Here is a 26,181-nt window from a genome sequence, read left to right as displayed (position 1 = left end):
CGATGTTATAAATAACGCTGCGCTCGGACGCAGATGGTAAAGCTTGAGTATGGCAACTTACACTCGTTTGAACCTCCACATAAAGCTCTGGAAATCGCCATGCATCGCGGGAACGGCCAATCCGGCGTTCATCAGTCGGTCTCCGCCGTAGATGTTCCCATCTTCAATGCACCGATAATCTCCATCCGGATCCAGCCCCGCCGTACGCAGCCACACAATCGGCTCATTCGCCTCGCTTAAGATGCGGAAGTAATACAGCACCGCTTCCGATCGGTCCTCGGAGACGATGGTCCAGGCTGCTTCGTTCCCTTCGAACGGATTCCGAAGGCGGTAGAAATCCCCGAACTGCACCAGATGCCGTATCTCTTTATACAGTTTCACCTGCTCGCGGACCTCATCCTTTTCCTGTTCACTGAAGACCGTCAGATCCAGCTCATATCCGAAATTGCCCGACATCGCCGCATGGCCTCTCGTACGCAGTGAAGTATTCCGGTGCACCTGATGATTCGGAACGGCGGATACATGGGCTCCCATGGAGCTAAGAGGATACACAAGGCTCGTTCCGTATTGAATCTTCAATCGGCTGACGGCATCGGAGTTATCGCTTGTCCACGTCTGCGGCATGTAATACAGCATCCCCGGATCATAGCGTCCTCCACCGCCGGAGCAGCTCTCAAACAAAATATGCGGGAACTCGGTCGTCAGCTGCTCCATCACCCGATACAACCCGAGCATATAACGGTGGGCCGTTTCCCGCTGGCGTTCAAGCGGCAGCGCGGCCGACCCGATCTCCGTCATATTTCGGTTCATGTCCCATTTCACATAGGTGATCGGCGCGCTTCTCAGGATGCTACGAACCATATCGGCCACCGCATCGCCTACTTCCTGGCGGGAGAAGTCCAGGATCAGCTGCTGTCTCCCTTCCGTTCGCCTGCGTCCTTCTACATGCAGGCACCAGTCCGGATGCTGACGGTACAGATCGCTGTCCGGCGAAATCATCTCCGGCTCAAACCACAAACCGAACTGCATATCCAGATCGCGAACCCGCTTCACGAGATCCTCAAGGCCTTCCGGCAGCTTGTTCTTGTCAACGACCCAATCCCCGAGGGAAGTCGTATCATCATTTCGCTTGCCGAACCAGCCGTCATCCAGCACAAACAACTCGATGCCGAGATCCCGTCCGGCGCTGGCGATTTGCTCGATTTTATCCGCATTAAAGTTAAAGTAGGTCGCTTCCCAGTTGTTAACCAATACTGGGCGCGTGGCATCCCGGAATTGCCCCCGGCTCAGCCTTGTACGGTACATCTTATGATAGCGTCTGGACATGCCGCCCAAGCCTTCCGCAGAGAAAACCATTACCGCTTCCGGCGTCTGGAACGATTGTCCCGGCTCCAGCAGCCAGGAAAAATCGAATGGATTCAATCCCATCGTAACCCGGGCTGTTTCGTATTGATCCACCTCAATCTGTGCAGAGAAGCTGCCGCTGTATACAAGGCTGAAGCCATACACCTCACCGTGCTCTTCGCCGGCGCCTTCGGACAGCAGCGCAAGAAACGGATTATGGTTATGGCTGCTTGAACCCCTGCGGCTCTCAATCCCCTGCATGCCTGGGGATAATCTTCTGCGCTGCACATGGCGCTCTCTCGCCCATGCCCCATGAAGATGCAGAAGGTCATAACGGCTATGATTCATATCCACGCTGGCGCTCATGGCCCGCAGCAGCGTCATGTTCTCTTTGCTGTCATTGCGGAAGGATACGGAACGGGAAATAGCATCAAACGCATTCATGACCGTATAAGACAAATAAATCGTCAATCCGCTTACCCGATCAAGCAGTTCCAGCTCCAGCGTATCCGCCTCGTCATCCTGTTCCGCGTATACGGCAGGCAAGCCTTCCAGCTTCGGTTTGCCGCTGTATATCCGGTGACGGACATATTCCGCTTCGGTGACGGTGGTCCCGTTAGCCAGCTGTACCTGGTACGCAGGCTGCCGGAAATCGCCACTGCCGTAGCCCGGGTATTCCTGAGGCAAACTGTCTAGGGAAAAGGAAGCATCCTCGCGAAACGGCGACGGCGAAAAGGATGCTCTTCCCCTGCGTTCCAGCAATCCTAAGACGCGGTCATCGCGAATCCGGCGCCCCCAATAGGCATGCGCCGGATAAACGCCCCGCACAAGCTCAATCACATAACTTGATCGATCGCTTTGGAGATGGAATACCCCCAGATCTTCATGAAAATGTATACTCACTGCTTTTGCCCCCTAACCAAGGTCCGAGTTAAATCTCCATGGTCCTCTTTAAGACCTTACGGCGGCCGTCCGCTCCAGAATCATGACGTCCCTTCCCGGAATCGTAACATGACCCGAAATCTGTCGGCTGCCCAGGAGATCGAATTGATTGGCAGAACCTGCATCAAACGTCATCTCTTCGGCATTGTGGTTCATGATGAACAAATAGGAGTTCCCATCCTTCACCCGTTCCACCACCTCTACCCCGGCTGGAGTATCCAGCAGCGGCTTCACACCCTGTTCTTCGCACAGATTAGCAAGAAATCCCTGCAGGAACTGCGAATCCGGACTGCTCGCCACATAATAAGCGTGACCTTCGCCAAACGCATTCTTCGTCAGAACAGGCGTGCCTTTATAGAAGTCGGATCCGTACTCAGCCAGAACCTCCGCCGTCTCCGCATGGATGACGTCGCACAAAATTCCACATGGATAACTTCCACGCAGTGATCCCCAATCCTGCTTCATGTTGATCTGATTTTGCTGCCCGGGAAGAAGGGCATCGATCTCCTCGGCCCAGATGCCAGTTACCTTGCGCAGCTCGCCGGGATGACCTCCCAGGGTCACCAGATCGTTCTCGTTGACGATGCCGCTGAAGAAGGTCGTCACAAAGGTTCCGCCCCTGGACACAAACTGCTCCACGCGCTGGGCAACGCCAGGCTTAACCATATACATCACCGGGGCAATCACCACATCGTACTTGCTCAGGTCCTCCTCAACGCTGATGATATCCGTCTGGATATTCAGCTGGTACAGCGCATCATAATACTTATGAACCTCATCCACGTAGTTCAGCGCTTTGGAAGGTCCGCTTGACAGCTCCAGCGCCCAACGATTCTCCCAATCATACATAATCGCTACCTTGGCGTGCGAACGGGAGTCGAGCAGCTTGTCTCCGAGCTGCTGCAGCTCTTGCCCCAGCTCCGCGCATTCCCGGAAGACCCGGGTGTGCTCATGTCCCACATGCTCAATCAATGCGCCGTGGAACTTCTCGCATGCCCCCACGGAACGGCGGAGCTGGAAGAACATGATCGTATCGGCCCCATGGGCTACGGCCTGATAACTCCACAATCTCATCACGCCGGGACGCTTAGCGGAATTGTATGGCGACCAGTTTTGAACGCTCGGGGTCTGCTCCATCAGCATGAACGGCTGTCCGCTTTTCAGCCCGCGCATCAGGTTATGCGACATCGCCGTAAAGCTTACCGGCGTATCAATCGCGGGATAGTTGTCCCAGGATACCACATCCATGTGCTTCGCCCACTCGAAGTAATCGAGCTCCGGATAAAATCCCATCAGATTGGTGGTGACCGGAATGTGCGGCGTAACCTTCTTCAGTTCTTCCTTCTCCAATCGGTAACATGCCAGCAGGCTGTCGGATTGGAATCGGCGATAGTCCAGCGATATCCCTTGGAAGAACGTCCGGTTCCCGTTGAACTCTTCGCTGAGCGCGTTCGGTACCACAATCTCGTCCCACTCGTAAAAGGTATGGCCCCAGAATCCGGTATTCCATGCGGCATTCAGCTTATCGAGCGTCCCGTAACGCTCTTTCAGCCAGACGCGGAACTGCAACTCGCAATTGTCGCAATAGCAATACCCCCCGTACTCATTGGAGACGTGCCAGATGACCAGTGCCGGATGATCCTTGTACCGTTCAGCCAGCTTGCGCGCCATCAGCACCGAATATTTGCGATACGTCGGGCTGTTCGGACAGGAATTATGACGACCGCCGAATTTGCGTTTGCGTCCATCGTAATCAACGCGCAGGATGTCCGGGTATTTCTTGGCCATCCAGGCCGGATGCGCCCCCGTGCTTGTTGCCAAGCAGACATGGACCTGCTCCTCTGCCAATCGATCCATAATTTCATCAAGCCACGTGAAATCATAGCTATCCTCATCGCGCTGCGTTTTGGCCCAGGAGAATACATTGAGGGTCGCCACGTCCACGCCGGCCAGCTCAAACATCCGCAGGTCCTCTTCCATCGTTGCCTTATCCCATTGCTCGGGGTTGTAGTCCCCGCCATACCATATCTTAGGAAAATGTTCATTAATCATCGAATTGCCTCCTTCATCGTTCCTTAGCTAAAAAACCGTCTATCGGCGCACTTTCAATCTTAAAGAAAAGAGGCACCATCCCATGTCTTATCGGACAGGGATCATACCTCTTATGAACGATTAGCTAACTTGGATTAGAGCGTTGCTCCTTACTTTTTCAGACTATCCCAGGATGTCTGCATATCCTCAAGCATCTTGTTCGCATCGGATTTACCTGCGAAGAAGGCCTGCATCGCACCGGAGAATTCCTGTGCTACACCGTCAGGGAACTTCGCGGATTGTCTTGGCAGTACTTTTCCAGCTTGTACATACTCCCACACAGACGAACCCAGGTCGCCCATATCCTCAGGCGTTGCTTCAATTGTCTTTAAGGCCGGAATGAATTTGAATTTTTTGACGATGTACTCTTTACCGATATCGGATGTGACAAACCAGTTCAGGAAGATCTTCGCTTCTTCCTTCGACGCGGAATCCTTGTTAATGACCAGGTTCGCAGGTACGCCTACGTTCAGCTTGTCATTTAGCTCCGCATTGTCGCCAAGCGGCATCGGCAGGTAGCCAAGATTCAGGTCCGGATTAATGGCATCAATCTCGGTTTGGGCCCAGTTGCCGTTTTGCATCATGGCTGTTTTGCCCGTAGCCAGGAGGGAAATGGCCGTATTGTAATCAGTGGTCAGCGGGTTTTTGTTCCCGTGATCCAATGTCAGCTGCATCAGCTTGGCCCACTCTTCGAACTTCGCATTGCCTGCGAATGTTTGCGTGCCGTCGTTCAAGCCTTGGATAAAGGCATTCGGATCATCCTGCTGGGCAAACGCCGGGTTAATGCCTTGGTTACCGATCAGCCACCATTCCTGGTAAGCGTTCGCAAAAGGAGTTATGTCTGCCGCTTCCAGCTTCTTCGCAGCATCTTCCAGTTGGGCATAGGTTTTAGGAAGCTCGGTAATGCCTGCTTGCTCAAACAAATCTTTATTGTAGATGTAACCCCATCCTTCAAGGTTCATCGGCATACCGTATACTTTACCGTCTTTAGTCATCGGCTCTTTCGCCATGTCCACCAGATCGTTTACCCAAGGCTGATCGGACAGATCCTCCAGGCGGTCAATCCACATCTCCATCTCGGCGTCGCCGCCATTGGAGAAAATATCAGGCGCATCGTTGGATGCAAATTTCGTTTTCAGTGCAGCACCGTAGTCAGCACCGCCGCCCACGGTTTGAATATCAAGCTTGATGTTTGGATATTCCTTCTCGAATTCAACCTTGAGTTCATTCAGGCCGTCCACGATCTCGGTTTTGAATTGGAAAATCTTAACCGTCTTAACTTCGCCGGAAGCTCCGTTCGAGCTTCCGCCCTGGCCTTCCTCCGGCTTGCCGCCGCAAGCCGCAAGCAGCAGCGAGAAAGCCAGCAGCATCACGAGTGATAATTTCATTTTGTTCATCTTTACTACCCCCTAGTATTGTTTATATATAAAGATGGAAAAACCGATTTGGGAGAAGCCAGGCTGCCTTTACCCCTTAACGGAGCCGGCAGCGACGCCTTCAACAATGTACTTCTGTAATGACAGGAAGAAGATAATAATCGGCGTAATGCCCAGCACGAGAGCCGGCAGCGCCATATCCCACTGCTTCGAATACTGCCCGAAGAAAGCAAAGGTCGCGAGCGGAATCGTCCGCAGTTCCGGACTTTGCAGGATCAGGGACGGCAGCAGGTAGTCGTTCCAGACCCACAGACAGTTCAGGATGATAACCGTAACCATCATAGGTTTTAGCATCGGCATAACGATACGGGCAAATACTCGGAACGGAGAAGCACCGTCGACCGTGGCAGCCTCTTCGATTTCAAGCGGAATGCCTTTCACGAACCCGTGGAACAGGAAGACCGACAACGGGATGCCGAGTCCCAGATAACTGAGAATCAATCCTACGATACTGTTATTAACGCCCAGGAAGTTAATGACCTGCAGCAATGGAATCATAATGGATTGGAACGGAATGACCATGGCCGATACGAACAGCATGAACACGATTTGATTGAATCTCGTATTGGACCGAACCATCCGGTAAGCCGCCATCGCGCTCAGCAGGGCGATGATTAGATTACTGATGACCGTAATGATGACGGAATTGACGAATGCTTCCGGGAAGCGGGTCATTTCCCAAGCCTTGCTGTAGTTGTCAAAGTGAAAGGCGGTTGGCCAGTTGGCCGCGTCGACCATAATATCGCCCAGCGATTTGACCGAGTTCACCAGCAGGAAGTAAAAGGGCGCCAGGAAGATCAGCGCAATAATGACCATCACAATCTGCAGTACGATCGTGGAAGCCGACATAGGAGGTTTCTTCGATCTCATTTAAGCTTCGACCTCCTTCTGCTTCGTTAATCGGACTTGAATGAGCGTGATGACGGCAACGACCAGGAAGAAGATCAGGGACTTGGCCGTCCCGAGTCCATACCTGTTGTTCAGGAATGCCTCATTGTACACGTTCATGGCCAGCGACTCCGTGGAGCGGTAGGGTCCGCCCTTCGTGAGCGACAGGTTCAGGTCGAACATTTTGAAGGACCAGGATATCGCCAGGAATAAACATACGGTGACCGCCGGCATGATAAGCGGAACGATGATGCTCTTGAGCACTTGAAACCGGTTCGCACCATCAATCTCGGCAGCTTCCATGACTTCCTTGGACACATTCGTTATGGACGCGATGTAGATAACCATCAGATAGCCTGACGATTGCCATACAAAGACCATGACAATGCCCCAGAAGCCGGTCACTTCATCTCCCAGCCACGGAAGATTAAAGAACGGAATTCCCGTAGCTTCACCAACGGTGGCAAAGCCCTTTATGAAGATGAACTGCCAGATGAAACCGAGCAGCAATCCGCCGATCACGTTCGGCATGAAGAAGATCGTCCGCAGCCAGTTGCGCGCCCTAATATTTTTCGTTAAGAAGTAGGCCAGGAAAAAACCGACCAGATTCGTTAGAAGCACGCCCACGATCGTAAACTTGGTGGTGAACCAAAAGGACTGTGCGAATGCGCTGTCATTTGTGAAAATCTGTTTGAAATTGTCCAGTCCTACCCATTCGACATTCCCCGATACACCATTCCAATTGGTAAACGAGTAATACATCCCCATCACAAATGGGATAATGATCGTAATACCGAAAAACAGCAGCGCGGGTCCGATATAAACCAACTGCTGCGTCAAGGCAGCCGTTCTCTTGCTGTTCATGTAAATCCCCCTCCGCTTGTCCTATCGTTTCTCTATCCATTTCTCTATGATTTAATTATGCTAAGATGAAGACCTTGGGACTACCACAGGATGTGAACTAAATGGTATAGAAAATTGATCGGCGGTGAATTTATTGAACTGGAATTGGAACAGCATTCGCACCAAATTGATTACCTTTATGATCATGGCTACCATCATTCCGACCACCATCTCCATGATCATCAGCTATGTTATGACAACCAACTCGCTCAAGGAACGGGCCGTTGTTGAGAATATGAACCTTCTCTATCAGGGACGGTTGAATTTGGAGAGCTATTTGGAAGACATGAACCGGAATTCCCTTACGGTTTATTCGGATCCGGATTTTTTCCGCAGCCTTTATTATAGTCATGAGAACATCAATGCCAGCGGCAGGCAGTCCGCCACGCTGCAGTCCATTCAAAAAGCTATTAGCGGCTCCAGACAGGTCTATCTCTATGTCGACGGCAAAAGAGAGGCAACGTTATTCGCCCAGGATATCGCCAGAAAAACGAGTGATGTCAACCTCTATCCCGATATTCCCGATCTCGGTAACGATACGGTGGTCTTACAGCCGCCCCATCCCCTTCACACGTATGGCTTTCAGTTAGCCTATCCCTATGAGGCCAATAAACAAGTATTCACGATGTACCGGGTCATTGAACGCGTCCCTTCTACCGAGCGATTAGGCATTCTAGCCATCGATATGGACATGAATTTCCTGAGCCGGATCAGCAATCAGCTGTTCCAGCCCGAACATGAGCAGCTCTATATTACGAATGAAGCCGGGTATATCATGTATGCCGGCCATGGCGAGATGCTTGGACAGCAGATTCAAACGGAATGGTACAACAGCATCAAGCAGTCCGGCAAGAAGGAAGGCCATTTCGAGTATAACAACAAAATCTATTTATATAACAATATCAAGACGTCGATCAGCGACTGGACGATGATCAAGGAGATTCCTTCCTCCTATATTCTAAGCAGCGCGGACAAAGCAGCCTTCGTCAATATTTTGCTGATCGGCGTGTCCCTTATTCTCATCATCGCCGCCACGATCTGGATTTCAGTCTATATTACGGCGCCGATCCGGGAATTGGTAGGCCTCATGAGCCAAGTCAAAAGCGGACGAATGACCGTGGATATCTCCTCCAACCGCAAAGACGAAATCGGAACCCTACACCGCAGGTTCGGCAGCATGATGGATACGATCAACAACCTCATCTTGCAGGAATACAAGCTGAAGCTGGCGAACCGGACCAACCAGCTCCGAGCGCTGCAGGCGCAGGTGAACCCGCATTTTATGAACAATGCGCTGCAAACGATCGGCACCCTTGCGCTGGAGCATGGAATGAAGAGAATCTACTCCCTGATCTCCGCCCTTGCCCGAATGATGAGATACAGCATGTACAACACCGATAAACCGGTCACGCTGGCTACAGAGATCGATCATATCAAGGATTACGTGGAGCTGCAGAAGGAACGATTTGAGAATCAGTTCGACTTCCGTTACGATGTGGATGAGTCGACTTTGCAGGTGTTGATCCCGAAAATGCTGGTTCAGCCGCTGATCGAGAACTTTTTCAAGCATGGCATGAACCCCTTGGCGGAAAACAATTACATCGCGTTAAAAAGTAAGCGCCTGTCGGCCTCCATCGTGCAGATCACGGTCAAGGATAACGGTAACGGAATGCAGGATGAGCCGTTCCAAACCCTTCAGGAGCACTTGCTTCGGATGGAAGAGATGGATCTCGAACAGCTTCAGGTTCTTTCCGAAATGGAAACGGAAGACAGCAGCGGGATCGGACTCATCAACATCATGACAAGGCTGAGACTGTATTATCGCGGAAAATCCAAGTTCAGCATCGAAAACAACCAGCCGCATGGCTTTCGTGTTGTACTAACTATAAATGTGGAAGGTGAAACGGATGAAGGCATTGATCGTGGATGACGAGTCTCGCGTGCGTAAAGCCATCCGACTGCTCGTCCAGTGGGAGACGCACGGGATTACCGATATTGAGGAAGCCGCCAATGGTCTTGAGGCGATGAAGTTGATTCCGGAATTCCGGCCCAACCTCGTGCTGATGGACATGCTGATGCCGCTCAAAAACGGCGTAGATCTCATGGAATGGATTCACAAAAATTACCCGGATATCAAATTCATTGTCATCAGCGGGCATGACGACTTCGAATTCGTTCGCAACACCATCTGGTACAGCGGCACGGATTATATCCTGAAGCCCATCGAGGAAGACGTCATCAACCAAGCAGTCGCCAAGGCGACTGCCGCCTGGAAAGCCGAGGAACGGGAGCGCCTTGCGGCGCGGCAGCAGCATGTTCAGGTGAACGAGTACCGGCCGGTCTACTCGGAGAAGCTGTTATCCAGTCTTATTGATGACAAAAGCGCCCATTTCCAGGTGGTCAATCGCCTCAAGGATGAAGGCATCGTACCGGAGCAAACGCAGACGATACGCCTGGCCGTCATGCAGATGGACAAGTCAGATCACGCGCTTTATAGCCGCTTCGGCCATCATCAGGATTTGCTCATGTTTGCCCTGCTTAATATTTGCAATGAATTTCTGCAAAAGGACCGGATCGGGATTGCCTTCCGTCACTTCGGTTCACCTCACCAACTGGTTATATTGCTGTGGGATCAGCTTGCAACGCTTGCAACGCTGCTTCAAGAGATCAATAACGGGATGCATCGCACCTTGTCGCGCCACATGCATTTTGGCGTTAGTCCTGACGGTCAATACCCGGCAGACATACCGGAATTGTATGCCCGAAGCTCGTCCGCCCTGCATCAGCGCGATTTAACGGTCCTAAATCACTTTATCCATGATACGGAGGAACAGCGCCGATCGGGCGTTGACCATCATAAAGGCGTACAGTTCAGCGGGTTTGAGGATACCTGGAAGCTCGCCATACTTAGCGGCCAACCCGCTCCCATAACCGAAGCTGTTGAATCCTTCATTGCGGCTATTCGAAGAAGCGGCGTTCTCACGCCGGAGCTTCTCGAGCGTTGGGACCGCGATATCGAAAGATTTGCCAATCACGTCATTCATGAAACCGCTAACCCGTCGTCTGAAGCTTTGTTGAAATTGTACAAAGAGGAAAGCGCCGCCATCGAGCGGCCAAGGCCGGACAAATACGTATGCTCCCTGGCAGAATGGCAGCAGTATTGGATGGATTTAATGAGCCTGCTGGCCTCGGCGCTGCAGTCCCAGAAGCAAACGGGACAGGACCTGATCCATGACATTACGGCGTTTATCGAGCAAAATTATCAGAACGACGTGTCGCTGTATGATATTGCAAACCGATTTCATGTAAGCCGTGAGTACATTTCCCGTAAATTCAAGCAAAAGCACGGCATTAACATCCCGGAACATCTGAACCGGATCCGCATCTCCAAGGCCAAAATCCTGCTGCAAAATCCGGGCCTGAAAATGGCAGCGATTTCCGAAATGGTCGGCTTCAAGAACGAGAAATATTTCAGTCTTGTCTTTAAGAAGCAAGAGGGCATTTCGCCCAAGGAATTCCGTAAGCTGCATGAGAAGGAAGTGTAGACTGGGGCGATTAGCCGCTTTTAGGCATGCAGCCTGTGTTGGGTTTGGGCATATAAAATAAAGCAGAGAGAGCATGGGTATCCCCTGCTGTCTCTGCTTTTTTATGCAAACCCTTTACGTGATGGATGCCTTCGCAAAAACCCTCACGCGATCCTCTATTTCTGCCGTTTCTCCAATATCATGACTCCGCGGGCCGGCACTTCGCAGGAATCTCGATACTCCTCACCCGTCAGCAGGTCAACATAGGTTTCCCCTTCCAATGGCACGGGTTTGCTCTCCGGCATGTGATTAAGTACAAAGGTGAACTCCGCGCCCTCCTTCACGCGCCTTGTCACCTCAACGCCTTCCGGAGCCTTCAGGACGGGCTCAATGCCATGGTCGTTGCATATGGTTTGCATCAGGTCCTTCAGGAATTTAGGTTCCGGACTTGTGGCCACGTACCATGCCTTCCCTTGCCCGAAGGAATTCACGGTTAACGATGGCGTGCCCTGATAGTAATCGGAGCCATATTCGGCAACGACTTCCGCGCCTTCTGCATGGATCACGTCGCACAGAATTCCGCAGTCGTAGGTGCCCTCCAGTTGTCCCTTCCGGCCTCGCATCACCACCTGATTCTGCTGACCCGGAAGCAGCGCATCAATCTCCTCGGCCCAAATTCCCATGACCTTGCGCAGCTCGCCCGGATAACCACCCAGCGTCACAAGATCATGCTCATTGACGATACCGCTGAAGAAGGTCGTCACAAAGGTGCCGCCTTGCGATACAAAGGCCTCCACGCGCTCCGCGAATCCCGGCTTTACCATATACATCACCGGCGCGATGACAACGTCATACTTCCGGAAGTCCTCTTCCACGCTGACCATATCGGTCTGAATATGCAGCTGATGCAGGGCATCGTAATATTTATGGACCTCATTCACGTAATTGAGGGCAACGGTCGGACCGCTCGACAGGTCAATGCCCCACCGGTTCTCCCAGTCGTAGATGATTGCGACTTTGGCGTCGGAACGGGCATCCAGGATTCGGTCCCCCAGCTGCTGCAGCTCCTTGCCCAGCTCGGCGCACTCGCGGAATACGCGAGTATGTTCATGTCCCACATGTTCGATGACCGCACCATGATATTTCTCGCAGGCTCCGATCGAACGGCGCAGCTGGAAGAACATCACCGTATCCGCGCCGTGGGCGACCGCTTGGTAGCTCCACAATCGCATAACCCCCGGACGCTTGGCCGAGTTGTACGGCTGCCAGTTCTGAACGCTCGGCGTCTGCTCCATGAGCATAAAAGGCTGTCCTCCCTTAAGTCCCCGCATCAAGGCATGCGCCATGGCCGTATAGCTGTACGGTGTATCCAGTGACGGATAGTTGTCCCAGGACACGACATCCATCTCTTTGGCCCATTTGAAGTAATCCAGCTCGGGATAGAAGCCCATCAGATTCGTGGTCACCGGAATATCCGGCGTGATCCGCTTCAATTCATCCCGCTCCAGCTTGTAGCAGTCCAGCAGGCTGTCCGATTGGAAACGGCGGTAATCCAGGGATATGCCTTGAAAATTGGTCCGGTTGCCGGACCATTCTTCGCTTAAAGCGTTAGGTACAACAATGTCCTCCCAGTCATAGAAGGTATGGCCCCAGAAGCGGGTATTCCATGCCTTGTTCACGGCATCCAGTGTGCCGTAGCGCTGCTTCAGCCAAGTCCGGAATGCCGCGGCGCAATGATCGCAGTAACAGTACCCGCCATATTCGTTCGATACGTGCCAGATCAGGACGGCCGGATGATCCTTGTAGCGTTCCGCCAGCTTGCCGGCCATCATTGTGGCGTATTTACGGTAGGTGGGACTGTTCGGGCAGGAGTTATGGCGGCCGCCGAATTTGCGTTTGCGGCCCTCGTAGTCGACGCGCAGCACATCCGGGTATTTACGCGCCATCCAAGCCGGATGTGCCCCTGTGCTGGTTGCCAGACAGATATATACCCCGTTCCGGTACAGCCGATCGATCGTCTCGTCCAGCCATGCAAAATCGTACGTGTCCTCGTTCGGCTGGCTCAAAGCCCAAGAGAATACATTAATGGTGGCAACATCGATACCCGCCAGTTTAAACATGCGGTCATCTTCCTTCCACGCTTCCGCATCCCATTGCTCGGGATTATAGTCGCCGCCATACCACATTTTGGGTAACTTTTCGTTAATCATCTAGGGTTCAGCTCCTTTAGCTTCATAAATTCCGTATCTGGTTCAGTTCAAATCTCGTTCAGTTCAAAGAAAGCCTTGTTCAATCCGTTCGTGTTCACGCTGCCTTCTTCGGTGGCTGGCGTGATCCGATAAGTCGCTCCGCTCACCGTTTCAAACGAGCCATGGTCATCCGTCGTCACTACACTTCCGTCTTCCCTTCTAACGGCGAAAGGCACGGAATAGCTAATTCTACAGATTCGGCCATGCGTAGAGGTTACGCTCGCAGACGTTAGGAGGCCTTCACTCCATTCCATGTCCACAATAAACCCGCCGCGAGCCTTTAATCCTCTTACGGAGCCTTCTGCCCACGCTTTCGGCAGCGCCGGCAGCAGCTGAATGGCGCCCAAATGACTCTGAAGCAGCATTTCCGCAAGTCCAGCGGTGCCTCCAAAATTCGCATCGATCTGGAACGGAGGATGGTCTCCGAGCAGATTAGGATGCATGGAACGGGAAATCAGCGTCCGGACATAATCATACGCCTTGTCCGGCTGCTGCAGTCGGGCAAACAGGTTGATCAGCCATACGCAGCTCCACCCCGTGTGCCCCCCACCATGGTCGATCCGCGACATAAGCGTACGGTAAGCGGCTTCCGCAAGCTGCGGCGTATCCTGCAGGGTAATATCGGAGCCGGGGTACAATCCGTACAAATGAGATACGTGCCGATGTCCGGGCTCCGCTTCCGGATAAGGCTCGCTCCATTCCATGAGCCTGCCCTCTGTATCGATGGCGTAAGGCTGCAGCCGCGCTGCCGCTGCCCTCCATTCCTCCCGCAGTTCATCATCCTGCTCCAGCAGCTGTGATGCTTCGATACAGTTATGGAATATATCCCGAATGATGGCCATATCCATGGTGGAGCCTGCCGACACGCTGCAAGGTAAGCCTTCTGCGGTAAGGAACTGATTCTCCGGCGATGTCGACGGGCTGGTCACCAGATGCCCTTTCCCGCCTTCAATAAGCCAATCCAGGCAAAACAATGCAGCATCCCTCATCAGCGGATAAGCCGTTTCCCGCAAATATTCGAGGTCCGGGTGGAATTGATAACGCTCCCATAGATGCCGGCACAGCCATGCACCGCCCATTGGCCAGAAAGCCCACATAGCTCTGCCATCGCTCGGGCTGGCCATTCGCCATAGATCCACGTTATGATGAGCGACCCATCCGCGGGCGCCGTAATGAATCTTCGCCGTCCGGGCACCGCTTACGCTAAGCTCCCGGATCATCTGGAACAGCGGCTCATGGCACTCGCTCAGATGGGTCGTCTCTGCGGGCCAGTAGTTCATCTCGGTATTGATATTCGTTGTATAATCACTGTTCCATGGCGGCTGTACATGTGGATTCCATATACCCTGCAAATGGGCGGGCTGTGTACCTGGCCGGGAGCTGGCGATGAGCAAATATCTTCCGAATTGAAACATCAGTGCCTCAAGAGCAGCATCCTCCCGTCCCTCCCGGTACGCTTTCATCCGCTCGTCGGTGGCCAATGCTTGTGCAGAACCCTCAGCCTCTGGACGGCCAAGCTGAAGCTCGACCCGACTGAACAAGGCTTGATGGTCCTTGATATGCCGTGAGCGCAATTCTGCAAAACCATGCCGCGTCGCTTCCTGAAGTCTCCCCCTACATATCCCGGACGGATCGGTTCCTCCAGAACCCGGAGAACGATCGAAGCCTTCAAAATTCGTGGCTGCCGCAATCAGCAGCGTGACCGAACCTGCGCCGTTGATGCGTATGCCGCTGTCATCCACCGTTACCTGCCCGCTATCCGTCAGGGCCAGCAGCCTCATTTCATACTGTATGCCAAGCCCGTCTTCATAGAGTACCGACCCGGGGTGATCGCCCCTGTAGTTATCAGCAATATGGGTTGGAGCATGTCCATACATGACCAGGGTTCCGTCTTCCTCTGCGCGTGTACGATGCTGCAGCGGTGAACTTAACCCAATCTCCAATTGGATGGGTGCGCCGCCCGTGCTCGCATAACCGATAACGGCGACCTGGTCAACCGCACTGATGAACATGTTCCTGCTGAAAATATCATTGGAGCCGCCGGCTCGAAAGTGAGTGGATGCAATCCCTCTATCCAAATCCAGTTCGCGCCTATAGTCCGTCCAATGATCCCCTATTCCCGACTGCCTGATGACCAGATCTCCTAAAGGCAAAAAGGACTCCGTGCTTCTGCCGACCATCTTGCCCTCAATCAACTGTTCGGCTTCGGCATACTTTCCGGACGCAATCAGCTCTCTTGCCGCTGCCAAATGCCGGCGGGCCTCGTAATTATTCGTATCCCGGGGAAATCCGGACCAAAGCGTATCTTCATTCCATTGAATGCGTTCTTCCTGCACGCCGCCGAACACCATGGCGCCAAGACGGCCGTTTCCGAGCGGAAGCGCTTCTTCCCACTTGGCCGCAGGCTTCCGGTACCACAATGTTGAGGTCTGCTGCTGTACTGAATTCAGTGTAATCCCCCCTTATTCCAATTTGATAAAGGTCTTCTCGAAAAACACCTTAAATCCTTCATCTTATGTTGTATTTCTTCGAATAACTTAAGGCCCGCCGTTAGCTGCAACTACCTTGAATAGCGGTAAAAGGGGCCGCATACAGCCGGCCCCTTCTATTCACCACTACCTTAATTATTCCAGAGTTCCACGCGTTCGCGTACCAATTGGGTGTATTCCTGCTCCATCTTCTCGGCGCCGGCATCATTCAGTTCTTTGATGAACTGATCATACAGCGCATCGAACTTCGCCGGATCGGCAAGAATGACTTCCGGAATCCGTTTCCGGGTAATCTCTTCCACCTTTTTGTAGGTGATATTGATGTTGGAGTCGCTCGGTACCGGAATGTTGTAAGCAACGCCCCACGGCTTCACATCAAATTCCTCTTGCTTCGGCCACAGGTCTTTCCACATTTCCGCGCCGTATGCTTTCAGCGTCTCCTTCGCAGATGGCGTATAGTTCTCTATGATCGTCTCCGGGAAGTTCGTTGTGTAATAGTTGTCCGTCGAATCCTTCACGCCGTCGCCATAACGCGGGAACATCGCATTATACAAGCCGATTCCTGTTTCCTTGGTGAAGTTGGCGTTGTCATAGGTTTTGCGCTCTTGGACGTCCTCAGGAATAACGCGCTTTCCGTCCACCACGTTGTAATGCTCGCCTTCAATACCCCAATTCATCAAAACCTGCCCTTCTTCGGAAGCCAGATAATCCAGGAACTTGATGATGCGAACTGGATCCTTCGCGGATGTCGTAATGCCTACGCCCCATCCGGCGACGTAACCCGTGTCTTGGAACGTTGCATCCTTCGTCGACTCATCCAGCTGGATCGGGAATCTCGCATAGGTGCGGTTTTCCTTGCCGGAAGTTCTCAGTGCGTTCGTTGCATTGCCGAAGCCCCACTCCTGATCAATGACGCCAAGGACGCGGCCGGAGGAAATTTTAGCTTCGTATTGGTCTGTCTTCTGCACAAACGTTTCTTTATCCAACAAGCCCTCGGCGTTCATATGATTCAGCCAGCGGAAGTATTCCTTCTCTTCCGGCCGCTTGTAATGAAGCTTCGCCTCGGTTGTTTCCGGGTCGATATAGTACTCGCCGTCATCCGATACACCTGTCGCGATAAACGCCGGGTTCGTTACCGAGATCATGATTCTCCATCCGTCCGCATTCAGCGTCAGCGGAATCGTCGGTTGGCCGTCAATGGTCGGATTTTTCTCGGCATAGTCTTTCAGCGCTTTCTCATAATCCTTCACCGTCTTCAGTTCAGGGTATCCGAGTTCTTTCAGCACTTCGTGCTGGATCTGAAACGTGCCGCCGGCATCGAGCGCCTGATGGTCCACTGCCGCAAGCGTAGGAAGGACATAGATGGCCTCATCCTCGTTGCTCCATTTCAGGCGACTCATATATTCTCCGTACACCTTCTTGATGTTTGGCGCATGCTCTTCGATCAGATCCGTCAGATCGATAAACGCCCCGGAATCCACGAACAGATTGGCGTCCCCCTTGGCAAATACCAAGTCCGGGTATTCCCCGCTCGCCACCATCAGCGGAAGCTTCTGATTGGAGCCGTCCACCGCGTATTCAGCCTGGATCGTAATGCCGGTCTTCTCGGTCAGCTTTTTCCCGACCGCATCCTGCATGTTGGCCCAGTTCGCATTGGAATCCGCGCTGTAATACGTCATGGTCATCGGCTCGAGCTTCTCTTCCTGCTTCGTATCGCTGCCGCCGCTGCCCTCTTCGCCGCCATTTGCGCTATTGTTGCTGTCGCCGTTGCCGCACGCCGCCAGAACGAATGTAGCCATCATCATGATCGCGAGCAGGAGCGACAATCTCTTCTTATGTTTCATAGCTATACCCCCTAAATCGATTTTTGATCATTTATCGTATAACAGGACGTTATGCCTGCTGATACCGTACATGCGCTTAGCTTTTTACCGCTCCAAGCGTCATACCTTTCACAAAATACCGCTGCAGGAACGGATAGACGAGCAATATTGGAACCGTTACCACAATCGTGATTGCCATTTTGATCGACTCCGGCGACACCTGCTTCACGATCTCGGCCATATTCTGGCCGGACATCATGCCGCTGGTTTGTCCCTGCGTGCTCTGCAGCACCTTCATCAGCTCGAATTGGAGCGTCGTGAGATGGGGGGCGTTGCCGTTATAAAGATACGTATCGAACCATGAGTTCCACTGCCCGACGGCCAGGAACAAGGCGATGGTAGCCAGTACGGGCTTACAGAGCGGGAGAATGATTTTGTAATAGATCGTGAAATCGTTGGCCCCGTCAAGCTTCGCCGATTCCTGCAGCGAGTAAGGCAGGCTGTCGATGAAAGACCGGATAACGAATACGTTGAACGCGCTTACCATGCCCGGGATGATGTAGACCAGAAACGAATTCATCATGTTCAAGTCGCGAATCAGAATGAACACCGGAATCATCCCGCCGGAGAAGTACATCGTCAGCGCAAGAAAGGTCGACATGAACTTTCTTCCCTGAAAGTCCACCCTGCTGAGGACGTAGCCCAGCATCGTGCCGCTTAGCAAGCCCAGGAATGTACCTGCCAGCGTACGGAGAATCGTAATTTTGGCCCCTGTTATCAGACCGTCGTATTTAAAGATCTGTACGTAATTCTCAAGCGTAAACTCCCGAGGCCAAATGTAAATTCCCCCGCGCACCGTATCGACGGAATCATTCAGCGATATCGCCAGAACGTTCAGGAACGGGTATAGTGTGACAATCATGACGAGTGCCATAAATGTAAAGTTTGCAATATCAAACACCCGGTCGGAGAGCGAGGGCTTGAATGCTGTTTTGGTTCGTGCCATGCTGCTTCCCTCCCCTACATAATCGATTGCTTCGTGAATTTTTTGAAAGCGCCGTTGGCTAGCAGCAATAGGATGATGCTTACAATGGAGTTAAACATTCCGATCGCTGTACCGAATGAGAAACGTCCCATGCCAAGGCCATAATTCAGCGCATACAGGTCCAGCACTTCGGAATAATCCACCACCAGCGGATTACCGAGCAGGAACTGCTTCTCGAAGCCGATGCTGATCAGATGACCGATGGACATGATCAGCAGGATAGCAATCGTAGGGGCGATGCTCGGCAGCGTAATATGCCATATTTGGCGAAGTCGGCTCGCGCCGTCAACCTTGGCTGCTTCGAATTGCTCCTGATCAATCCCTGAAATCGCTGCCAAATAAATGATCGCGCTCCAGCCCATTTCCTTCCATATATCAGAGCCTGTTACGATGTACCAAAACAGGTTCCCTTGAGCCATAAACTGTATCGGCTGATCAATGAACCCCAGCCACATCAGCAGCTGATTGACAGCGCCTCCATCTGTAGACAGCATTTTGGTCACGATACCGGCAACCACGACCCAGGACACAAAATGCGGCAGATAAGATATCGTCTGTACGGTCCTCTTGAATACGCTTCCACGAAGCTCATTCAACAAGACTGCGAATAGGATCGGAATCGTGAATCCAACGATCAATCCCATGAAACTCATGGCGAGTGTATTTCGCAACACCAGATAAAACTTATCGTCCGAGAAAAGTGCTACGAAATGGTCCAGGCCCACCCATTTTTGCTCGAATATCTCTTTGCCCGGCTTGTAATTCTGGAATGCCATCAGCCAGCCCCACACCGGCAAATAACTGAAGATGAATACAATGACGATGAATGGAAGCGACATTCCGTACAGTACTTTCTGCTCTTTGAAAGTGGTCCAAAAGCCTTTCTTTTTCTTTGCGGCAGGTTGGATGCTGCTTTCCGTCTTTGTTACCGCTTTCAAACCAACCCCTCCTCTCTTGTATATCCTGATGATAAACCAAGCAGAGGCGGGGAAGTACCCGAAGGATTGGCTTAAAAATCATATAAAAATTAGACATTACATGAGGGAAAAAATGCTGAAAGACAGTTGGGTTCGCTCCGTGTCCGGATCGTATCTCCGATCGCTGTTAAAACCGGGAAACTTCGGATGATACGGTGAGGTGGTTTCCCGGCTTTAAAGGCGACCGCTGTCGCTTCTCCGATACGATTCCGGCCCCTCCGCTCTATGCTTCGCAGCATTTGGCTCCCCCGATAATGCCTTAGGGGGAGAAAAAAAGGAAACAAAAAGACGCGTACCTTAGTCGCGTCTTAAAGGGCAGCGATATGAAAGTACTTATGTTTAGTCTGGTTGTATGGTAAGTGGATACTATTGGAGAAACAGTCATTAACCATTTAGAATACGGCATCAGACGAAGCGCAGCTGCTTGAAGCCTGTTTGTCGGTGCGCCAGCTCCCGGTTCCTCATGCGATGCTCTGGTCACAATGGGCTGTATAACCTCGGCGCCACATCCGGGCTCGGTCACGTTGTGCAAATCAGCATTACGGAATGACGACTAATTACAGGTCCAGCTCCTTGCGGAAATTGGATGGAGAGGTACCGACGTACTTTTTAAATTTGCTATGAAAATAGTCTACGTTCGTATAACCGACCTTCTCCGCGACCTGATACACCTTCATGCCCTGCTTCAGAAAATCCTTAGCCTTGTTGATCCGGACCTTGTCGAGGTACGTATTGAAGTATTCTCCGGTTGTATTCTTGAACATCTTCCCCAGATAGGCGCTGTTGTAATTAAATACGGAGGCCAGTGTTTCCAGTTTAAGATTCTCATTGTAATTGCGCTGAATCAGATCCATGATCCGCTTCATCTCCTGATCCCGTCCGCCATTGCCCGCCTGCCAGATCAGCTCCTCCAGGAATTGGGACGAATGGCGGCACAAATCATGGGCCGTACGCTGGCGAAATATCGCGGCAATCCGATCCGAATATTCCTTCGTGCGGGACTGCAGCTCCGGTTGATGTTGTATCAGCTTGTTGTGCACGCCGGTGAGAAGCTCCACGAACGCACCCTTCATTCTCTCCTCCGTATACTCCTCATTCACCATGGCATACGCAGCAGCAAACAGCAGCTTCCGCTGCACCTCGACATTGCCTACGTCCACGGCGTAATAGAGCTGCTCCATCAGCTGCTCCGGATCATAAGGCTGCAGATCTTCACCCGCGATGTCACCGGCAAACCGCTTGGATTCAGGGAATAACAACTCGCCGGGAGCATAGAAGAAGCGTTCGCGTATCCGTTCCTTCGCACAACGGTACGAATCGGCTACATCCTCCAGACGGTGAACCTGACGTCCCAATGAGGCCGTAATTGCCGTGCCAGCCTGACTTGCGGCTTCCTCCACCGTCTGCAGCAATTCCTTTCGTCCTCCTGCCGTCAATACCGGCGTGGGCATTAGAACGCCGAGTAGTCCATGCATGTAAAAGACCGTGCCGCGCCCGTTCTCTTCAAATGCTTCGATCAGCTGGTTTTTCAACCGGTCGTCGGCTCCTTCACCGGATTCATCGTAGCCGTTATTATGAATAATGAGCACTTGGTAATGGTTCCATAACAGTCCTGACCGCTCGGCGATATGCCGTAAAGCCGCCGGATCGAGCTTACTCTCCGGATTGAACCATGTCTGAATGAACTGCTCGCGGCTCATATCGGAAGCTGCCCTATTCAGTGCCTTCCTCTCCTGTTCCTGCTCGATGGCTTCTTTAATCTGAAGCAAATACTTGCTCAGCTCGTCCTCATCCACCGGTTTCAAAAGGTAGCCGTCCACGCGATGCGAAATCGCCCGCTTGGCATAATCAAAATCGGCATATCCGCTTAGGATCAGCAGATGAATCTCAGAATCCAGGTTCCGAATGGCTTCGATCAGCTGCAACCCGTCCATTCCTGGCATCCGAATATCAATCAGCATCAAGTCAGGGTCGTACATCCCGTGCTTCTCCAGCGCTTCGCTCCCGTTGGCTGCGGTGCCTACAACCTGAAACCCAAGCTCAGTCCATGGCACGATGCTCTTCAGTCCTTCGCGCAGCTTGGGCTCGTCATCCACGATCAACACTTTCATCATCGTTCTCTCCTCCTGTCGGAATAGTGAATTCAATGCGCGTTCCAATCCCCGGTTCGCTATAAATGATCAGACCCGCTTCAGGGCCGTAGGTAAGCTGCAGACGAACATGAACATTCCGGAGCCCGATCCGTCCTCCGTCCTTCTCATCGGTATCGTTCAAATAACCATAGATCATCCGCAGCCGCTCCAAGGTTATGCCCGCTCCGTTATCCTCGGTTATGACGTGCAGCTTCCCTTCGCTGGCCGTGACCCTCACCCTGATGAAAGTTCCCTCTTCCTTGTGATCCATCCCATGTATGACCGCATTTTCCACAAGCGGCTGTATGATCAGCGGCGGGATTCTTACCCGATCGGCCTCGGGATCCACCAGAAGCTCATATTTCAGACGATCCTCATAGCGGAACTTTTGAATATCCAGATAACACTGCACCATCTCGATCTCGTCTTTTATCGTTGTTTTTCCGCTGCCTATCTCGAGATTGCTTCGCATCATTTTACCGAGCAGCCGCACAATCCGGGCGATTTCGTCCTCACCCTTGAGATGCGCCTCCATACGAATAGACTCTAAGGCATTAAACAAAAAGTGCGGATTGATCTGACTGGCCATCATTTTGAATTTAATTTCATTCTGCTTCTGCTCCATTAACCGTTTCTGTTCATTGGACTCCTGCACTTCGTTCATTAGGTCGTTAATATTACCCACCATGGAGTTGAATTGGCGGGATAACTGCCCGATCTCATCCTTGCCGTCAATTTCCATGGCAACCCCGAGGTTGCCTGTACCAACCTTCGTAATATGCTTGCTGAGGCGCAGCAGCCGGTTAGAGATCAGTGAAGAAAAGCTGTAGATCAGAAGAACGGCCAGCAGCAGACTGATGATGATGACCGTCATCGCCAGTTTGCTGATCCGGTTGGCGTCCGCGACGATGCTATCAATCGAAAATATGGAAATAATGCGCAGGCCGTTCACCCCGGATTCCGTATTCAACGGTTCAATCAGCACCTTGGAGGCCTCATCATGTATGACCGATTCATAACTTCCGCTCGCATGGTATACAACCCCGCTGGCATCTTGAATCTCGGCTAGCGTTTTCCCGTACAGCTCCGGACGGTTAGCGGCGACAATATTGTTATTGCTGTCCACAATCATGGTGTCAAACGTTTCCTGGCTAAGGATCGTGTTCAGCATGCCCGTATTGACATTGATGACAAGTACGCCGCGGTTGTCCTTGCTTCCAAGATCAACCCCCTTGATTAAGCTGAGGTACACCTTCTGATCGCGTTCATCCGTAATATAGTCCCAGTAGATGACGCCGATATCATCCTCGGCTCGCTGATACCATTCCGTTCTCTTGATTTCATCCTCGGGATAAAGGAACTCCCAATTGTTCAGCATGGTGGGGTTCTCGCTGTAGAAACGGATATTCGATATTTCCTTGTACATCAGAATCGCCTGCTGTAAATCGGGATACTCCCTGTAAGCCACAAACACGTCGTATACGCTTTCATATTGCCGGTTAGCAAGATTTCTCAGACGCTCGTCGTAGGATAGCCGATAGGATAAATCGTCTGCCACGTTGATGACTTCGGTTGAACGTTTCTTGACCCGGTCCACGTTCTGGTAAGCCTGCTCCAACGCATTGTTGAAAGCAAATTTGCGGAGCTCGCCCGTAAGGAATATCCCCACGATGGCTACCGGCACAAAGACCACGACCACAAAAGACAATATCAATTTGTTGCGGATTTTCATGTCATTCACAAGTTGAATGAAATAAGATAACATCGGACCGTCTTCGCTCCTGTCCTTTAATCTTCGGCAGCCTTTAAAAGAAAACGGTTACAACCATTCGTGAATAAACCTGCCGCAGGCCTATTATATCAGCATTGCCGTTTGTTCAAGGCCAGCTAAAATATGGAAGAAGCCCGATTCCAGCATAAGGCTGGTCCGGGCTCATCTTCGCTATGCTTTTTTTCTTTTATCAAACAGGCTTTTCCCGGGCTTACCCTTCCAGAGCTGCCGTGAAGGTCACCGCTTGTTGTCCGGCTTCCACTTGAACGCTGCCTTCTTGCAGGCTCACTCCCGAGCCCTCCACAGATGAAATTACTCCCGTGTCATACAGCTTCACGGAGAATGGCTTGCCGCTGCCTTCCACCGTAAAGTCGATCCGGCTGCCTGCACGTACAGCCCGTACAACCAGCTCGCTCTCCCCGTTCATGTTGCGAACGGTGACCGCAGCCGCGCTGCCGTCTTCCAATGCATACAAGCCAAGCTCAACCCCGTCTGCATAGTCATATTCCGGACGGGTGTCGTTTGCGCCCAAGGCGAGGAACGAGTTGCTGCGTACAAACAACGGCAGCCCGAGGAAATCGTACGTTTCCATACGCCAGGTTCCGCCATCCACCGTTTCTCCGGTTAACAGATGCGTCCAGCGGCCCTTTGGCAGATAGTACTTCACGTCGCCGTTCTCGCTGAACACCGGTGCCACAAGCAGGGAATCTCCCAGCATGTACTGACGATCCAGCATTTCGACGGCCGGGTCTTCCGGGAATTCCAAGAACATGGCGCGCATGCTTGGCACCCCTTGCTCCGATGCCTGTACAGCGGTATGGAACAGATAAGGCATCAGACGGCTCTTCAGCTTCGTGAAGAAGCGCGTAACGTCTACAGCCTCCTCGTCATAAGACCACGGCACCCGGTAAGAGCTGCTGCCGTGCAGACGGCTGTGGCTGGACAGCAAGCCAAATGCCAGCCAGCGTTTGAATACATGCGCCGGAGCCGTATTTTCGAAGCCGCCGATGTCATGGCTCCAGAAGCCGAAGCCGCCGAGACCGAGGGACAAGCCGCCGCGCAGGCTCTCTGCCATCGATTCATAATCCGCATAGCAATCGCCGCCCCAGTGAACAGGGAACTGCTGCCCGCCTACGGTTGCAGAGCGCGCAAATACTGCCGCCTGATTCTTGCCGAATTTCTCCACCAGCACATCAAAGACCACTTTGTTATAGAGTTGGGTGTAGTAGTTGTGCATTTTATGCGGATCGGAGCCGTCAAAATAAACCACATCCGTCGGAATGCGTTCGCCGAAATCTGTCTTGAAGCTGTCGACGCCCATATCTGCCAGCTCGCGCAGGTACCCTGCATACCATTCACACGCGTCCGGATTCGTGAAGTCCACCAGCGCCATGCCCGGCTGCCACAGATTCCACTGCCACACATCGCCATTCGCTTTTTTCACCAGATAGCCCTTCTCACGGCCTTCCTCAAAGAGACGCGAGCGCTGCGCGATATACGGGTTGATCCACACGCAGATTTTCAAGCCTTTTTCTTTCAAACGCTTCAGCATGCCTTCAGGATCCGGGAACACCTCTTCATCCCATTGGAAGTCCGTCCAGTTGAGACCCTTCATCCAGAAGCAGTCAAAGTGGAACACTTCCAGCGGGATATCGCGTTCCAGCATACCGTCAACAAAGGAGTTTACGGTTGCTTCGTCATATTGAGTTGTAAAAGAGGTCGAAAGCCACAATCCGAAGGTCCAAGCCGGTGGTAATGCCGGTTTGCCTGTCAGATTCGTGTATTTGTCCAGCACGCCTTTCGGATCAGGCCCATCAATAACAAAGTACTCCAGTGACTCGCCTGGGACGCTGAACTGCACCTTCTTCACTTTCTCCGAAGCCACTTCAAAGGATACGAGGTCCGGTTGGTTGACAAACACGCCATAGCCCTTGTTCGTCAGATAGAACGGAATATTTTTATAGGCTTGCTCGGAGCTTGTACCGCCATCCTGGTTCCAAATATCCACGACCTGGCCATTCTTCACAAACGAAGTGAATCGCTCACCAAGACCGTATACCCACTCGCCTACGCCCAGATCCAGCTCTTCGCGCATGTAGGTCTGTCCGCCATCTTCCACGATATGTGCCATGGATTTGGCTCGGCTGCCCGTAATGCGTTCTTCTCCTCTATAGAACTGAACCGACCATTCCGGACCTTTCTTGATCACAACGCTCAAATTGCCGCTGCGAAGAACCGCTTCCTGATCATTCTCTTCAATGACTGTATGGTCGCCTTCCTGTTTGTACAACTCGAATGCAGGTCCACGATCTCTTACGCCCGCATAGTGAACCAGCTTTACACCGATGACGCCGGGTGCCGGAGAATGAAATTGCACGGTGATCAGCTGTGCATTAATGGTTGCTCCTCTGCCCGGAATCGGAGCCGTGGAGGCATAAGCTGTCAACGTATCTCCTTTTACCGCAAAATCATAAGCTTGAACCGCTCCCGAAACGGAATATCCTTCCCGGATAAGCCAGTTGCCGTCTGTAAATTTCATTTTTTAATCCGCCTTTCTATATTATGAA

The 26,181-nt window shown here is 52.2% G+C and carries 15 protein-coding genes; 2 read left to right on the top strand and 13 right to left on the bottom strand.

Features of this window, described 5'->3' with window-relative positions:
* Nucleotides 1-57: 57 nt before the first annotated feature.
* From PLA01S_RS21195 to PLA01S_RS21175, 5 genes are all read right to left on the bottom strand, one after another.
* On the bottom strand, nucleotides 58-2,247 hold the full coding sequence (locus tag PLA01S_RS21195) for an alpha-galactosidase (RefSeq protein WP_127593916.1): 2,190 nt from the start codon (nucleotides 2,245-2,247) through the stop codon (nucleotides 58-60).
* Nucleotides 2,248-2,295: 48 nt separating this feature from the next.
* Entirely contained in the window at nucleotides 2,296-4,338 is a 2,043-nt protein-coding gene (locus PLA01S_RS21190) for a beta-galactosidase (RefSeq protein WP_127593915.1), read from the bottom strand.
* Nucleotides 4,339-4,487: 149 nt separating this feature from the next.
* Nucleotides 4,488-5,774, bottom strand: a complete 1,287-nt coding sequence (locus PLA01S_RS21185) for an ABC transporter substrate-binding protein (RefSeq protein WP_127593914.1) — start codon at nucleotides 5,772-5,774, stop codon at nucleotides 4,488-4,490.
* Nucleotides 5,775-5,843: 69 nt separating this feature from the next.
* Nucleotides 5,844-6,683 (bottom strand): carbohydrate ABC transporter permease, encoded by an 840-nt coding sequence (locus PLA01S_RS21180; protein WP_100541451.1) that lies wholly within the window; start codon nucleotides 6,681-6,683, stop codon nucleotides 5,844-5,846.
* Nucleotides 6,684-7,565 carry a carbohydrate ABC transporter permease gene (locus PLA01S_RS21175; RefSeq protein ID WP_071219666.1) on the bottom strand — a complete coding sequence of 294 codons (882 nt, stop codon included), beginning with the start codon at nucleotides 7,563-7,565 and terminating at the stop codon, nucleotides 6,684-6,686.
* A 124-nt stretch (nucleotides 7,566-7,689) separates the two neighbouring features.
* Between PLA01S_RS21175 and PLA01S_RS21170 the strand changes: the two genes are divergently transcribed.
* Entirely contained in the window at nucleotides 7,690-9,534 is a 1,845-nt protein-coding gene (locus PLA01S_RS21170) for a cache domain-containing sensor histidine kinase (protein ID WP_246059730.1), read from the top strand.
* Complete coding sequence (locus tag PLA01S_RS21165) at nucleotides 9,494-11,149, top strand: response regulator transcription factor (protein ID WP_246059729.1); 1,656 nt, start codon at nucleotides 9,494-9,496, stop codon at nucleotides 11,147-11,149. Before PLA01S_RS21170 ends, PLA01S_RS21165 begins: the two co-directional genes overlap by 41 nt.
* A gap of 155 nt (nucleotides 11,150-11,304) precedes the next feature.
* Here PLA01S_RS21165 and PLA01S_RS21160 read toward each other — a convergent pair whose 3' ends face one another.
* The 8 genes from PLA01S_RS21160 to yicI all read right to left on the bottom strand — a co-directional run bounded on the left by PLA01S_RS21160 (nucleotide 11,305) and on the right by yicI (nucleotide 26,153).
* Nucleotides 11,305-13,338 (bottom strand): beta-galactosidase, encoded by a 2,034-nt coding sequence (locus tag PLA01S_RS21160; RefSeq protein WP_127593911.1) that lies wholly within the window; start codon nucleotides 13,336-13,338, stop codon nucleotides 11,305-11,307.
* A 47-nt stretch (nucleotides 13,339-13,385) separates the two neighbouring features.
* Nucleotides 13,386-15,797, bottom strand: coding sequence for a glycoside hydrolase family 95 protein (locus tag PLA01S_RS21155; RefSeq protein WP_246059727.1), 2,412 nt, complete (start codon nucleotides 15,795-15,797; stop codon nucleotides 13,386-13,388).
* A gap of 200 nt (nucleotides 15,798-15,997) precedes the next feature.
* The gene (locus PLA01S_RS21150) at nucleotides 15,998-17,710 is read right to left on the bottom strand and encodes an ABC transporter substrate-binding protein (protein WP_127593909.1); all 1,713 of its coding nucleotides are present in this window, start codon (nucleotides 17,708-17,710) and stop codon (nucleotides 15,998-16,000) included.
* A 76-nt stretch (nucleotides 17,711-17,786) separates the two neighbouring features.
* Nucleotides 17,787-18,695 carry a carbohydrate ABC transporter permease gene (locus tag PLA01S_RS21145; protein WP_127593908.1) on the bottom strand — a complete coding sequence of 303 codons (909 nt, stop codon included), beginning with the start codon at nucleotides 18,693-18,695 and terminating at the stop codon, nucleotides 17,787-17,789.
* 14 nt (nucleotides 18,696-18,709) lie between these two features.
* Nucleotides 18,710-19,672, bottom strand: a complete 963-nt coding sequence (locus PLA01S_RS21140; RefSeq protein WP_127593907.1) for an ABC transporter permease — start codon at nucleotides 19,670-19,672, stop codon at nucleotides 18,710-18,712.
* Between the two features lie 596 nt (nucleotides 19,673-20,268).
* The gene (locus PLA01S_RS21135; RefSeq protein WP_127593906.1) at nucleotides 20,269-21,825 is read right to left on the bottom strand and encodes a response regulator transcription factor; all 1,557 of its coding nucleotides are present in this window, start codon (nucleotides 21,823-21,825) and stop codon (nucleotides 20,269-20,271) included.
* Nucleotides 21,800-23,608 (bottom strand): sensor histidine kinase, encoded by a 1,809-nt coding sequence (locus PLA01S_RS21130; protein WP_127593905.1) that lies wholly within the window; start codon nucleotides 23,606-23,608, stop codon nucleotides 21,800-21,802. The genes PLA01S_RS21135 and PLA01S_RS21130 overlap by 26 nt, the downstream gene beginning before the upstream one ends.
* 217 nt (nucleotides 23,609-23,825) lie before the next feature.
* Nucleotides 23,826-26,153: an alpha-xylosidase gene (gene yicI, locus PLA01S_RS21125; protein WP_127593904.1), complete on the bottom strand. Its 2,328-nt coding sequence runs from the start codon at nucleotides 26,151-26,153 to the stop codon at nucleotides 23,826-23,828.
* Between the last annotated feature and the right edge of the window lie 28 nt (nucleotides 26,154-26,181).

Source organism: Paenibacillus lautus NBRC 15380, from assembly GCF_004000945.1.
Lineage (GTDB): Bacteria > Bacillota > Bacilli > Paenibacillales > Paenibacillaceae > Paenibacillus_AQ > Paenibacillus_AQ lautus.
The sequence above is the reverse complement of the archived record's forward strand: the minus strand, read 5'-3'. Positions and strand labels throughout refer to the sequence as shown.